General features: G+C 74.1%; 12 protein-coding genes. 5 read left to right on the forward strand and 7 right to left on the reverse strand.

Translation table 11 applies throughout. From position 1 onward, the window contains the following. Nucleotides 1–2 precede the first annotated feature (2 nt). From LXN57_RS09930 to LXN57_RS09945, 4 genes are all read right to left on the reverse strand, one after another. Complete coding sequence (locus tag LXN57_RS09930; protein ID WP_251797736.1) at nt 3–281, reverse strand: hypothetical protein; 279 nt, start codon at nt 279–281, stop codon at nt 3–5. 37 nt (nt 282–318) lie between these two features. After that, nucleotides 319–1,020, reverse strand: a complete 702-nt coding sequence (locus LXN57_RS09935; protein ID WP_251797737.1) for a class I SAM-dependent methyltransferase — start codon at nt 1,018–1,020, stop codon at nt 319–321. An 85-nt stretch (nt 1,021–1,105) separates the two neighbouring features. Beyond that, entirely contained in the window at nt 1,106–1,753 is a 648-nt protein-coding gene (locus LXN57_RS09940; RefSeq protein WP_251797738.1) for a TIGR04282 family arsenosugar biosynthesis glycosyltransferase, read from the reverse strand. Beyond that, nucleotides 1,750–2,409: a glycosyltransferase family 2 protein gene (locus tag LXN57_RS09945; protein ID WP_251797739.1), complete on the reverse strand. Its 660-nt coding sequence runs from the start codon at nt 2,407–2,409 to the stop codon at nt 1,750–1,752. The genes LXN57_RS09940 and LXN57_RS09945 overlap by 4 nt, the downstream gene beginning before the upstream one ends. A gap of 133 nt (nt 2,410–2,542) precedes the next feature. Between LXN57_RS09945 and LXN57_RS09950 the strand changes: the two genes are divergently transcribed. Beyond that, nucleotides 2,543–3,583, forward strand: coding sequence for an NAD-dependent epimerase/dehydratase family protein (locus LXN57_RS09950; protein ID WP_251797740.1), 1,041 nt, complete (start codon nt 2,543–2,545; stop codon nt 3,581–3,583). 1 nt (nt 3,584) lies between these two features. Beyond that, nucleotides 3,585–5,171 carry a hypothetical protein gene (locus tag LXN57_RS09955; protein WP_251797741.1) on the forward strand — a complete coding sequence of 529 codons (1,587 nt, stop codon included), beginning with the start codon at nt 3,585–3,587 and terminating at the stop codon, nt 5,169–5,171. A gap of 390 nt (nt 5,172–5,561) precedes the next feature. Here the strand turns inward: LXN57_RS09955 and LXN57_RS09960 are convergent, their stop codons facing one another. After that, entirely contained in the window at nt 5,562–6,530 is a 969-nt protein-coding gene (locus tag LXN57_RS09960; protein WP_251797742.1) for a glycoside hydrolase family 6 protein, read from the reverse strand. A 295-nt stretch (nt 6,531–6,825) separates the two neighbouring features. Between LXN57_RS09960 and LXN57_RS09965 the strand changes: the two genes are divergently transcribed. Next, nucleotides 6,826–7,839 (forward strand): LacI family DNA-binding transcriptional regulator, encoded by a 1,014-nt coding sequence (locus LXN57_RS09965; RefSeq protein ID WP_251797743.1) that lies wholly within the window; start codon nt 6,826–6,828, stop codon nt 7,837–7,839. A 15-nt stretch (nt 7,840–7,854) separates the two neighbouring features. Here the strand turns inward: LXN57_RS09965 and LXN57_RS09970 are convergent, their stop codons facing one another. Together LXN57_RS09970 and LXN57_RS09975 are read right to left on the reverse strand one after the other, a co-directional pair. Next, complete coding sequence (locus LXN57_RS09970) at nt 7,855–8,727, reverse strand: alpha/beta fold hydrolase (protein WP_251797744.1); 873 nt, start codon at nt 8,725–8,727, stop codon at nt 7,855–7,857. Continuing rightward, complete coding sequence (locus LXN57_RS09975; protein WP_251797745.1) at nt 8,727–9,491, reverse strand: 3-hydroxybutyrate dehydrogenase; 765 nt, start codon at nt 9,489–9,491, stop codon at nt 8,727–8,729. Before LXN57_RS09975 ends, LXN57_RS09970 begins: the two co-directional genes overlap by 1 nt. Nucleotides 9,492–9,549: 58 nt before the next feature. On the opposite strand from LXN57_RS09975, the gene LXN57_RS09980 reads away from it, so the two are divergent. After that, nucleotides 9,550–10,611 carry an alpha/beta fold hydrolase gene (locus tag LXN57_RS09980; protein ID WP_251797746.1) on the forward strand — a complete coding sequence of 354 codons (1,062 nt, stop codon included), beginning with the start codon at nt 9,550–9,552 and terminating at the stop codon, nt 10,609–10,611. Nucleotides 10,612–10,711: 100 nt separating this feature from the next. Continuing rightward, the gene (locus LXN57_RS09985; RefSeq protein ID WP_251797747.1) at nt 10,712–12,157 is read left to right on the forward strand and encodes a glycoside hydrolase family 76 protein; all 1,446 of its coding nucleotides are present in this window, start codon (nt 10,712–10,714) and stop codon (nt 12,155–12,157) included. Nucleotides 12,158–12,160: the final 3 nt, after the last annotated feature.

Below are 12,160 nucleotides of genomic sequence, written 5' to 3' on the forward strand. Positions count from 1 at the left end.
GGCTACCCAGCCGGGGGCGGCCGCCGCCGCCGGCGCCACCTTTCGATTCCCTTACGGCCCGCCACCGCGATCACGGCGATCGCGGCCAGGACCAGGCCCAGACCGGTGCCGTACGGCCGGGGCAGCACCGCCGGATTGCCGGCGTCCCGCCCGAAACCCCAGGCCAGGGGCACAACGGCGACCAGGAACACCGCCACCCCCACCAGGTTCAGCGCCGCGTCGCCGACCGCGCCGGCCACGGCGTACGCCATGACCAGCCGGTCGCACTTCAGCCCCTCCACGCAGGCGACCGGAAATCGCCGGGCTCCGGGATCCGCCTCAGACCGGGGCCAAGGTCGCGAACCATCGGTCCTCCTCCGTCCAGGTCGTCCGGATGAACAGTCCGGCCGTGCCGGCCAGGGGCGCGAGGTCGTCGGCGGCCACCTGGGCCCAGCGCATCGGAGCACCGCCGCCGCCGTCGCCGTCGCCGCCGTCGCCGTCGCCGTCGTGCAGGGTGGCCCGGCCGCTCCAGCTGCGGGTGCCGGGCGGCTCGAGCTCGACGTGCAGCCGGCCGTTCGGCGCGAGCAAGGTGCGGCACCGGCGCAACAGGGCGGCCGGGTCGCCGCCGATGCCGATGTTGCCGTCGGCCAGCAGCAGGTGCTCCCACCGCCCCTGCCCCGGCACCGGCGCGAAGGCGTCCCGGCACAGGGCGAGGGCGCCACGCAGGCGGGCGAGCCGGACGGCCGTCGGGCTGACATCGATGCCCAGGGCCGGTCGTCCGCGCTCCAGCAGCGCCCCGGCGAGCCGGCCCGGACCGCACCCGACATCCAGGGTCGCGCCGCGGCACCGGTCGAGCAGACCGCCGTCGCCGGGCCGGTGCGGGCGGCACCAGCTCGTGGCGTCGACCCGGTACTCGCGCCCGCTCGGGTCCCGCAGAACGAGCGTGCCGTCCGCGCCGGTGGCAGCCCGGGTCAGGACCCGGTCGTACAGGTCGAGGGCAGCCTGCTCCCCCGGCGGGCAGGCCAGATTCGTGGCGTTCACGACCCCGCCCCGGCGAGCGCGCCGAACCAGGAGAACGCGACGGCGCTCACGGCCCTCACGGCGGGCCGGAGACAAGGGACAGCGTTCACGACGGGGCTCCGGTGGTCGCGACAGGCAGGAAACGCGCGACGGCGTGCGGGAAGCGGCCGGCGGCGGGGCAGAGCGCGGCCACCTCGACCGCGTCGGCGGCGGTGTCGACGTCGCGCAGGGACGGCAGCACCGCGGGCCGGAGGCCGCGACCACGCAGAGCGGCGAGCGTCAGCGCCCCGGTGTCCGGCGTGGACATCGGCACCCCCGGCAGCACGCCGGCGTCGTCCGCGGCGTGCAGTCCGAGCGCCCACCACCCGCCGTCCCGGGCCGGGCCGAGCACCGCCCGGGCGCCGGCCAGCGCCTCGGCCGCCTGCCGCACCAGGCTCTCGGTCAGCTGCGGGGTATCCATCCCGATCAACAGCGCCGGCACGCCGGGCAGGCTGGTGTCGGCGAACGCGTGCGCCAGCCGCTCCCCCAGCCCGGCGCCGCGCTGCGGCACCGAGGACCACCCTCGCGGCACGGGAAAGGAGCCGTCCAGCACGAGCGTCCGCCGCACCAGCGGAACGCGACCGACGGTGGCCAGCGTGTCGGCCAGCGCGGCGTCGGCGATCGCTGCCGCCTCCTCCGGGGTGCACGGCGGGCAGAGCCGGGTCTTCACCCGTCCCGGCACCGGGGCCTTGGCCATCACGAGCACCTGGATCATCGGGCCAGCACCGCCCGCATGTCCTGGATCGCCCGCACGGTGCCCCGCACGGTGCCGGTCACCTTCGAGCGGGTCCCGGCGGCCCGGGGGCGGTAGGTGACGTCGAGCTCGCGGACCCGCCAGCCGGCCCCGGCCGCGGCGAGCAGCAGTTCGAGGGGGTAGCCGAAGCGGCGGTCCCGCAGGTCCAGGGCGAGCAGCGCGTCGTGCCGGGCCGCCCGCATCGGGGCGATGTCGTGCACGGGCAGGCCGGTGGCCCGGCGGACGCGGCGGGCGACGACCGCGTTGCCGGCGCGGGCGTGCACGGGCCAGGCCCGTATGCCGGTCGGCCGGCGGCGCCCGCACACCAGGTCGGCGTCGCCGTCGCGCACCGGGCCGGCCAGCCGGGGAAGCTCAGCCGGGTCGAACGAGCCGTCAGCGTCGAGCACGCACACCACGCCGTCGTCCGGGTCGGCGGCGAGGATCCCGGCGTGCACGGCGGCCCCGTAGCCCCGCTGGGGCACCTCGATCACCCGGGCCCCGTGCCGGCGGGCGACCTCGCGCGAGCCGTCGGTGGAGCCGTTGTCGGCCAGGATCGGCCGATAGCCGGCCGGCATCCGGTCCAGCAGCCACCCCAGGGCCGCGGCCTCGTTCAGGCAGGGCAACACCACATCGGTCATGAGCTGGAAGTTAGCCGCGATCCGGGCGGCTGGATCTTACGGAATGCGAACGCCGTGACCAGTCCTTACGAACCGCTGACGGATCCGTCGCCGGCAGTGCCGCGACCCCCGGACGGGCCCTACGGTCGCTGGCGTGACCCACATTCTCGTGACCGGCGGCGCCGGCTTCATCGGCTCGGCCGTCACCACAGCTCTGCTCGGCGCGGGCTACGACGTGTCCGTCCTGGACTCCTTTCACCCGGCCGCGCACAGCACACCGCCGAAGGTTCCCACCGGGGTCGCCCTGCTGCATCGGGCCGACCTGCGCGACCGGGCCGCCGTCCAGGGCGCGCTGCGGGGCGTGGACGCGGTGGTGCACCAGGCCGCCCTGGTGGGGCTCGGCGCTGGTCCCGACGACATGCCCGAGTACGTCGGCTGCAACGACCTCGGCACGGCGGTGCTGCTGACCGCGATGGCCGCGTCGGGAATCCGGCGGTTGGTGCTGGCCAGTTCCATGGTGGTCTACGGCGAGGGCGCGTACCGCTGCGGGCGGCACGGCTCCGTGCGGCCGGCGCCCCGGGATCCGGCCGACCTGACCGGGGGCCGGTTCGAGCCGCCCTGCCCACGGTGCGGCGACGCGCTGACCTCCGAGCTGGTGGACGAGGATTCGCCGGTGGACCCGCGCAGCGTGTACGCCGCGACCAAGGTGGCCCAGGAGCATCTGTGCGCGGTCTGGGCCCGTGAGCACGGCGCCGCGGTGGCCGCCCTGCGCTACCACAACGTGTACGGGCCGGGGATGCCCCGGGACACCCTGTACAGCGGGGTGGCGGCGCTCTTCCGGTCGGCCCTGGAACAGGGTCAGGCCCCGCAGGTGTACGAGGACGGCGGCCAGCTGAGGGACTTCGTCCACGTCGGCGACGTCGCGGCGGCCAACGTGGCGGCCCTAGACGCCGGGCCGGGTTTCCGGGCGTACAACGTCGCCTCCGGCCGTCCCACCACCGTGGGCGCGATGGCCGGCGCGCTCGCGGACGCCTTCGGCGGGCCCGCGCCCCAGGTGACCGGCCGCTTCCGTCTCGGCGACGTCCGCCACGTGGTGGCCGCCCCGGACCGCGCGGCGGCTGAACTCGGCTTCCGGGCAACGGTGGCCCCAGCCACCGGTCTGCGGGAGTTCGCGTCCGCGCCACTACGCGGCTGACATGCCCACCGCCGCCCGGCCGGACGAGCCCGCCCCTGCCCCTCTGACCAACGGCGCCACCGTCCGGCCGGACATGGGCGCCACCGCATGGTTCAACGTGCGCGCCGCCGCACGGCTCAAGGTGCGCACTGTAGCGCGGTTCGATCTGGGTGCCGTCCGGCGGCTGCGGCGCGGGCCCTCGTCGTCGGGTGACCGGTGGGCTCTGGGCGCGGTCGTCGCCCTGGTCGGTGCAGCGGTGCTGGCCGGTGCCCTGCTGGGCTGGGCCGGGCGACCGGTGCACGCCCCGGCCGCTCCCCTCTTCGGACACGTGATCCCGCACGTCGGGCTTGGCACCCCCGCCGCCGTGGCGCTCGCCCTGGCCGTGATCCGCTGGGGGCCCGGCCTGGCCGAGCGCCTGACCTGGCGGCGGATGCTGGCCGTCACCTGGGCCGCCTCGGTGGCCTGGACCTTCGCGCTCGCGCTGGTCGACGGCTGGCAGCGCGGCCTGGCCGGCCGGCTGACCACAGAATACGAGTACCTCGCCGAGGTCCCCGGCGTCACTGACACCGGGGCCATGCTGCGCGGGTTCGCCGACCGCATCGTCGAGGGCGGCCCCGATCCGTGGACCACCCATGTGGCCGGGCATCCCCCGGGCGCGCTGCTGGTGTTCGTCGGCCTCGACCGGCTGGGGCTGAGCGGCGGCGGATGGGCTGCGGTCGTCTGCATCCTGGCCGGAAGCCTGGCCACCGTGGCGATCGCGATCACGCTGCGGACGCTGGGCGAGGAACGGGCGGCACGGATCGCGGCGCCGTTCCTCGTGCTCTTCCCCGGCGCCGTCTGGATGGGCGCGTCGGCCGACGGGCTGTTCGCCGGGGCCGCGGCCGGCGCGTTCGCGCTGTTCGCCGTGGGCCTGTCCCGGCCGTCCCGAGTGGCGTCCGTGGCGGGTGGCGCCGGTCTGGCGGCCTGCGTCTATCTCTCGTACGGCCTGGTGCTGCTCGCCCTGCCCGCAGCCGCACTCATCGCCCTGAACCACAGGCGCCGGATCCGCACGGCGTCCGGCCCGACGATCGCGTCAGGCCCGTCGGGGCGGACGATCACATCAGCACCGTCCGGGCGGACGATCGCGTCAGCCCGATCCGATCTTGGCCGCAGCATTGTCTGGCCCGTTCTCGGGGCCGCCGTGGGCGCCGTCGCGGTGGTGGCGGTGATGACGTTGCTCGGCTTCCGGTGGTGGGAGGGTTACGACCTGGTGCGGGTGCGCTATTACCAGGGGTTGGCCAGCGCCCGCCCGTACGCCTACTGGGTCTGGGCGAATCTGGCCGCCCTGGCCCTGTGCGCCGGACCGGCCACGGCCGCGATCCTGCGCCGGGCTGCGGTCCGGATCCCCCGCTCCCCGGTGGCCGCGCTGGCTGTGGCGTGGGCGGCCGCCGCTCTGGCCGCCGACCTGTCCGGGCTGAGCAAGGCCGAGGTGGAGCGCATCTGGCTCCCGTTCGCCGTGTGGCTGCCGGCCGCGGCTGCCCTGCTGCCCCGCCCCGACCGCCGGTTCTGGCTGGTGGCGCAGGCCGGCACCGCGCTGCTGGTCAACCACCTCGTGCTGACCGCCTGGTGAGGGCGCCACCGGACCGCCGGCGCCAAGTTCCGGCACACCGGCAGCCACGCTGCCCCGACGCCGCCCGCCCCTAGCGAGCCGCCGGAGCAGACCACCGGGAAAGAGACGACCGGACTTGAGCGGACCCTGGCCGCCCTCGATCCGAGCCACCACGAACAAGGGCAGAGGCCGGCGACCCCCGTCGAGCCACCACGAACAAGGCCACAGCGACCAGGACCAGACGCGGGCCGCCCCCGATCCGAGCCACCACGGACACGGGCACAGCGACCAAAGGCAGACGCTGGCCGCCCCCGATCCGAGCCACCAGGAACGGGGGCGGCCAGCAGCGCGGGCCACGGCCGGCGCCGGCCGTCACGGGCGGCGGGGGATTCCGGCCGCCCGTGACCGGCCTCAGTAGCCGTAGATCAGCTTGTAGGCCACCTCGGGCAGGAACTGTCCCGCGCTGGACCCGGCGCCGACGCCGCAGTTGCCGTCGGACTCCCCCGGCGTCTTGAGCCAGAGCAGCATCTCGGCGCCGCCGCCGAGCTGAGTCGGCGTCCCGATCCGGCGGCCGGCCGGGTTGCACCAGGCGCCGTTGGAGCCGTTGCCGTTGCGGCTGGTGTCGATCACGAAGGGCTTGCTGTATCCGTAGTTGCGCAGGGCGGACGCGACCCGGTTGCCGTAGTTGGTGTTGTCGCCGGTGGGGAAGTAGTTCGACACGTTCAGCGCGAAGCCGCGGGCGTTGGCCGCGCCGGCCTGGTTGAGGCGCTGCGCCATCGTGGTGGCGTCGACCCAGCCCGGGTTGCCCGCGTCGAGGTACGCCCAGGTGTTGGGCGCCTTGGAACGGAACTGCCCGACGGCGCGCGAGAGCATGCCCACCCGGTCGTTGATCTGTGTCTGGTTCATGCAGCTGAAGTCGCCCAGCGAGTCGGGCTCGAGCACCACCACGGCGGGGCGGTTGCCGATGGACGAGGCGAAGGCGGCGATCCACGAGTCGTAGGCGGCGACGCTGCCGGCGCCCCCACCCGAGTGGCCACCACAGGCGTCACGGCCGGGGATGTTGTAGGCCACCAGGACGGGCAGCTTGTCGACCGCGTCCGCGGCCCCGACGTAGCTGCCTACCGCGCGGGAGATGTCGCCGCTCCAGTTGCCGAACCAACTGGCCATCGGCCGCTGCGCGATCTGACTGCGGATGGCGCCGGCCCGGCCGTCGTTGGGGTTGGCGGCCACCCACGCCGCCGGGCTGGACTGGGGGTTCACGTAGAACCCGCTGGTCTGGCTCACGGGGTCGGCGTGGGCGGCCGGGGCGCCGAGCAGGACGGCGGGTACCACCAGGGCCAGCGCGGCGGCGAACGTGCGGGGACGGAGCAGGCGTTTCATCGGCGGGTCTCCTCATGGGGGAAGGCGTGTGCGGTGGACGTCGGTGGCCGTCGACCGTCACGCTCGTACGAGATACTGGAAGCGCTCCCGGTTCTAGGTATCCATGCAGGTCGATATAAATGCTCGGCATCGCCGCAGAGAAAGTCAAGAGCGTGCATCAACTGCGGGAAATCCGGCGCGCGCCATCTCCGGGCATCTCCGGGACCGCTTCCAGTCTCGGGACAGCACGTCGCCGGTGGTCGATATCATCGTTGCGCGCCGGGTTGCCGGCGGACGGAAAGGACCCGGCAGCGAGATGGCAGCAGCGACACCGCGGCGGCAGCCCACTCTGGACGAGGTGGCCGAGCGGGCCGGCGTGTCCCGATCGGCCGCGTCGCGGGTCATCAACCAGGCCCCGCACGTCAGCCGGGCCACCCGCGAGGCCGTCGAGCGAGCCATCAAAGAGATGGGCTACCTGCCGAACCGCACGGCCCGCGCCCTGGCCACCCGGCAGACGGGCATCGTCGCCCTGGCCGTCTCCCACGACGATCCCGAACTGTTCGCCGACCCGTTCTACGCCCAGATCATCGTCGGGGTGTCCTCGGTGCTCGAGGACACCGACCTGCACCTGCTGCTGTGCCTGGCCAGCTCGGGCCGGGGCCGGTCGCGGCTCACGAATCTGCTGCGCACCCGCGGTGTCGACGGCATCATGCTCATGGCCATGAGCGAGGACGACCCGCTGAACCGCATCGTGGGCCAGGCCGGGCTCCCCGCGGTGTACGGCGGCCGGCCGTCCCATTTCGAGCCGCAGTGGTACGTCGACTCCGACAACCTCGGCGGGGCCCGGCTCGCCACCGAGCACCTCGTCGGCCTGGGCCGCACCCGCATCGCCACCATCCGCGGTGTGCTGGGCAGCGAGGCCGGCGACGCCCGCTACCGGGGCTACCGCGAGGCGATGGTCATGGCCGGCCTGACCCCGCACGGCGTGGTCGAGGGCGACTTCACCGAGGCCGGCGGCGCCGCGGCGATGAGAGTCCTGCTGGACAGCCACCCCGACCTCGACGCGGTGTTCACCGCCAGCGACAACATGGCGGCCGGGGCCCTGCGGGTGCTGACCGAGGCCGGCCGCTCGGTGCCGGGCGACGTGGCCGTGGTGGGCTTCGACAATCTGGGGATCGCCGAGCGGACCGACCCGCCCCTGACCACGGTCCACCAGTCGATCCAGGCCCTGGGCAAGGAGATGACCCGGATGCTGCTCGCCCTGATCGCCGGCCAGGACCGTACGTCCATCATCCTGCCGACCCGGCTGGTGCTGCGCGGCTCAGCCTGATTCCGCTTGCCGGCTCTACGGGCCGGTGGCCAGCTCCACCAGCCGGTCGGCCACCACGGCGGCGGCGCGCGGGTCGAACAGGATGGAGTAGTGGTTGACGCCGGGCACGTGCTCGACGGCGATCCGGGCCGGGTCGAGGCCGGCTGCGGCGAGGCGGCTCTCGTCGTACAGGCCCGGCTTCTCGTTCTGCAGCCCCCGCTCGGCCCACATCAGCCGGGCCGGTGCGGGCAAACGGTGTACGGCCTCCACCGTCACCCGGTCGATCAGCGTGTCGGTGGCGTCGGCGCGGACAGCCTCGATCGCACAGGACGAACGCAGGTGCGGGGGCGTGCCGGCCAGGTCGCGCCGGACGTAGGCCGCGACCGCCGGTGACCACCCGTCGCGCAGGGCCGGGTGCGCGCGGAAGAAGTCCAGGTAGGCCTGCTCGTCGGCGAACGTCATGTCCAGCCGCCGCATGGCCGGGCCGATGACTGCCAGCAGCACCTCGTTGATGTCGGCGGCCGGGGGCACGGTCAGCCCGACGCCGCCGTCGATCAGCAGCACGCCAGTGACGCGGCCGGGGTGGCCGGCGGCCGTCGCGGCAACCACGAAGCCGCCCATCGAGTGCCCGGCCAGCGCGACGCGCTGCAACCCGAGGTGGTCGGCCACGGCGATCAGGTCGGCGGCGTGCGCGGCCATGCCGTACGGGCCGGGCAACCCGCTGCTGCGGGCCCGCCCGCGCAGATCGGGGGCGACCAGCTCGACCCGGCCGGCGAGCGCCTCGGCGAGCGCCGCGAAGGACAGCGCGTTCGCGGTGATGCCGTGCGCGGCCAGCACCACCGGCCCGTCGCCGGGCCAGCGGCACACCCGCAGCCGGCCGCCGTCCACATCGACGTCGAACTCGTCCATCAGTGGGCCGTCCAGCCACCGTCGAGCGCGATCGAGGCGCCGGTGATCAGGTCGGCCGCGGGAGTGCAGAGGTACGCCACCAGCTCGGCCACCTCCGCCGGGGTGATCAGCCGCTTGATCGCCGTACGGTCGAGCATGATCTTCTCGATCACCTCGGACTCACCGATGCCGTGGGCCGCAGCCTGGTCGGCGATCTGCTTCTCGACCAGCGCGGTGCGCACGAAGGCCGGGTTGACGCAGTTGGACGTGACGCCACGACCGGCCCCCTCGAGCGCGACGGTCTTGGAGAGGCCCTCGAGACCGTGCTTGGCCGTCACATAGGCCGACTTGTACGGCGAGGCGATCAGGCCGTGCACCGACGAGATGTTGACGACCCGGCCCCAGCCCCGGTCGTACATGTGCGGCAGCACCCGGCGTACCAACCGGAACGGCGCCTCGACCATGACCCGTTGCAGGTAGGCGAAGCGCTCCGGCGGGAACTCGGGCAGCGGCGCCACGAACTGCAGCCCGGCGTTGTTGACCAGCACGTCGATGTCGGCCTCGAGGGTCTCGACAACCGAGGGATCGGACAGATCAGCCACCACGGCGCGGCCACCCACTGCGGCCGCCGCTGCCCCGGCTGCGTCACCGTCGACGTCCACGACCAGCACCTCGGCCCCGGCCGCGGCCAGCCGCGTGGCGCAGGCCAGCCCGATCCCGCCCCCGGCGCCGGTGACCAGAGCCTTCCGGCCGGTCAGGTCGAGCGCTACCACCCGCGTCGTCATGATCCGAATTTAGCTCCTGCGCCGGAATGGGAGCCCGCCGATGTGTCAGGATCAGCCGATGCAGACCCGTGACATGCGTGTGCAGGCCCGTGGCATCACCCAGAACGTGCTCGCCGGTGGTCCGGCCGACGGGACGCCGGTGCTGCTGGTGCACGGCAACTGCTCGTCCGCCGACTTCTGGGCGCCGCTGGTCCGGCGGCTGCCCGACGGCGTCCGCGTCGTCGCTCCGGACCTACGGGGCTACGGCCGCAGCGAGACCGCGCCGGTCGACGCGACCCGGGGTCTGCGCGACTTCGCCGACGACGTGGCCGCGCTGCTCGACAACCGTGACGTGTTCCCGCGGGAGGGCCCGGTCGTGCTGGTCGCGCACTCGATGGGCGCCGGCGTGGCGATGCACCTGCTGGCCGACCACCCGGGCCGGTTCTCGGCCGTGCTGCTGGCGGCGCCGGTGAGCCCGTACGGCTTCGGCGGCACCCGCGACCTCGACGGGAACCCGACCACGGCCGACTTCGCGGGCACCGGGGGCGGCGCCGCCAACCCGGACTTCGTCGCCCGCATCCAGGCCGGCGACCGCAGCGCCGACGCGCCGACCAGCCCGCTGTCGGTGCTGCGATCGGCGTACGTGGCCGACCCGGCGTCCCTCGGCGCGGACGAGGAGCTGCTGCTCGACACCGTGCTGAGCACCGCGATCGGCGACGACAACTACCCCGGCGACGCCAAGGCCGCGCCGAGCTGGCCCGGGATGGGGCCGGGCGACCGGGGCGTGCTCAACACCATGGCGCCCAACCACTTCAACGTGGCCGAGGCCCTCGTCGGCGCGGGCTCGAAGCCGCCGATCGTGTGGGTCCGCGGTGACCGGGACGCCATCGTCTCCGACACGTCCTTGTTCGACCTGGCCTATCTGGGCTCGATCGGCGCGGTGCCGGGCTGGCCCGGCGACGACGCCTGCCCGCCGCAGCCGATGGTCGGGCAGACCCGGGCGGTGCTGCAGCGGTACGCGGCGAACGGCGGCCGTTTCCGCGAGGTCGTCTACGAGAACTGCGGCCACTCGCCCCACATCGAGCGCCCGGCCGAGGTGACCGGCGAGCTGCTCCAGCTCATCAGCACGGGTTCTTTATAGATTGATGTAAATAGATGCGCCGCCGCACCTCCGGAAGCCGTGCGGCGGTGCACAATCCTGACGCACGGTGTCAGCAACACCTGAGCGTCAGGGGTGAGTCATGTCGGTGCGCTGGAGCACAATGGTGGCCACGGGAGCGGCCGCGGCCGTCACGGCCGGGGTGCTCGTGGTGGCGGGTGCGAGCCCGGCAGCCGCGGCCACCGTCTGCAACCGCTACTGCGACGGCCGCGACGCCGCCCTGGCCGGTGGCGACCGCACGCCGGTGAGCAGCACCCTGTACGGGCGCACCTTCGCCTTGCACGTCGACGACCCCAACTCGATGGGATGGGCCTCGCTGTCCGGCGGCCGGGCCGGTGACGAGGTGTGGCTGGACCGGTCGTTCGACGGCGGCCGCGGCTGGTCCTCCGGCAGCCGGCTGGGGGTCACCGCCGTGCCGTCCGGCGCCACCCTGACCCGCACCACGATGGTCAACGTCGACGACTGGGTGAACCGGGGCGTCGGCGCGCTGCGGGCGTGCGGCAAGGCCGGCGACCGGCCCGAGGTCGCCTGCACCGCGTGGGCCCGCAGCACGTGGAACGCGGCCGACCGCAGCCGGGCGGCGGCCACCGCGCTCATGATGCGCTACGACCAGAACACCGGCCTGTTCGACGGCAACGCCTGGTGGACCAGCGCCAACGCGCTGACCGCCCTGATCGGCAACATCCGCGTCTCGGGCATGGACAGCTACCGGTACGCGATCGCCACCACGTACGACAAGCAGATCACCAGCCGCCAGGGGCAGTTCCGCAACGAGTACCTGGACGACACGGGCTGGTGGGGGCTGGCCTGGGTGGCCGCCTACGACCTGACCGGCGACAGCCGTTACCTCAGCACGGCCCGCGCCGACGCCGACCACATGCACGCCTACTGGGACAACACCTGCGGCGGGGGCGTCTGGTGGAAGACCGACCGCAGCAGCAAGGTGGCCATCGCCAACAGCCTGTACATCCAGCTCAACGCCGAACTGGCGCAGCGCCTGGCCGGTGACGCCGTCTACCGCGACCGGGCCCGCACCGGCTGGTCCTGGTTCGCGGGCACCGGCATGCTGACCACGGCCAACATCGTGATCGACCGGATCAGCCTCGAGACCTGTCGTGGCGCCAGCGGGCCGCTCACCTACAACTCCGGCGTGCTGATGAACGCGCTGGTGCAGCTGAACCGGGCCACCGGCGACGCCGCCGCGCTCGCCACGGCCCGGCGCATCGGTGACGCCTCGACCACACACTCGGCCCTGAACAGCGGCGGCATCCTGCGGGAACCGGGCGAGGGCGAGAGCTGCCAGGGCGACCAGCCGTCGTGGAAGGGCGAGTACGCGCGCGGGCTGGGCGTTCTCAACGACGCGCTGGGCGGGGTGTACGACGGGTACCTGCAGCGACAGGCCACGTCGGCCTTCACCCACAACCGCAACAGCCTCGACGAGTACGGCATCCACTGGGCCGGCCCCTTCGTCCCCAGCGCCCACGCCTGCCAGCATTCCGCGCTGGACCTGCTGAACGCCGCCGCCTGAGGC

Origin of the sequence: Paractinoplanes hotanensis (genome assembly GCF_023717965.1) — a bacterium.
GTDB classification, from domain to species: Bacteria; Actinomycetota; Actinomycetes; order Mycobacteriales; family Micromonosporaceae; genus Actinoplanes; species Actinoplanes polyasparticus.

Excerpts from the sequence above, each read along its gene's own strand:
- LXN57_RS09940 (WP_251797738.1), bottom strand. The coding sequence starts at position 1,753 with ATGATCCAGGTGCTCGTGATGGCCAAGGCCCCGGTGCCGGGACGGGTG.
- LXN57_RS09945 (WP_251797739.1), bottom strand. The coding sequence starts at position 2,409 with ATGACCGATGTGGTGTTGCCCTGCCTGAACGAGGCCGCGGCCCTGGGG.
- LXN57_RS09955 (WP_251797741.1), top strand. The coding sequence starts at position 3,585 with ATGCCCACCGCCGCCCGGCCGGACGAGCCCGCCCCTGCCCCTCTGACC.
- LXN57_RS09960 (WP_251797742.1), bottom strand. The coding sequence starts at position 6,530 with ATGAAACGCCTGCTCCGTCCCCGCACGTTCGCCGCCGCGCTGGCCCTG.
- LXN57_RS09965 (WP_251797743.1), top strand. The coding sequence starts at position 6,826 with ATGGCAGCAGCGACACCGCGGCGGCAGCCCACTCTGGACGAGGTGGCC.
- LXN57_RS09970 (WP_251797744.1), bottom strand. The coding sequence starts at position 8,727 with ATGGACGAGTTCGACGTCGATGTGGACGGCGGCCGGCTGCGGGTGTGC.
- LXN57_RS09975 (WP_251797745.1), bottom strand. The coding sequence starts at position 9,491 with ATGACGACGCGGGTGGTAGCGCTCGACCTGACCGGCCGGAAGGCTCTG.
- LXN57_RS09980 (WP_251797746.1), top strand. The coding sequence starts at position 9,550 with ATGCAGACCCGTGACATGCGTGTGCAGGCCCGTGGCATCACCCAGAAC.
- LXN57_RS09985 (WP_251797747.1), top strand. The coding sequence starts at position 10,712 with ATGTCGGTGCGCTGGAGCACAATGGTGGCCACGGGAGCGGCCGCGGCC.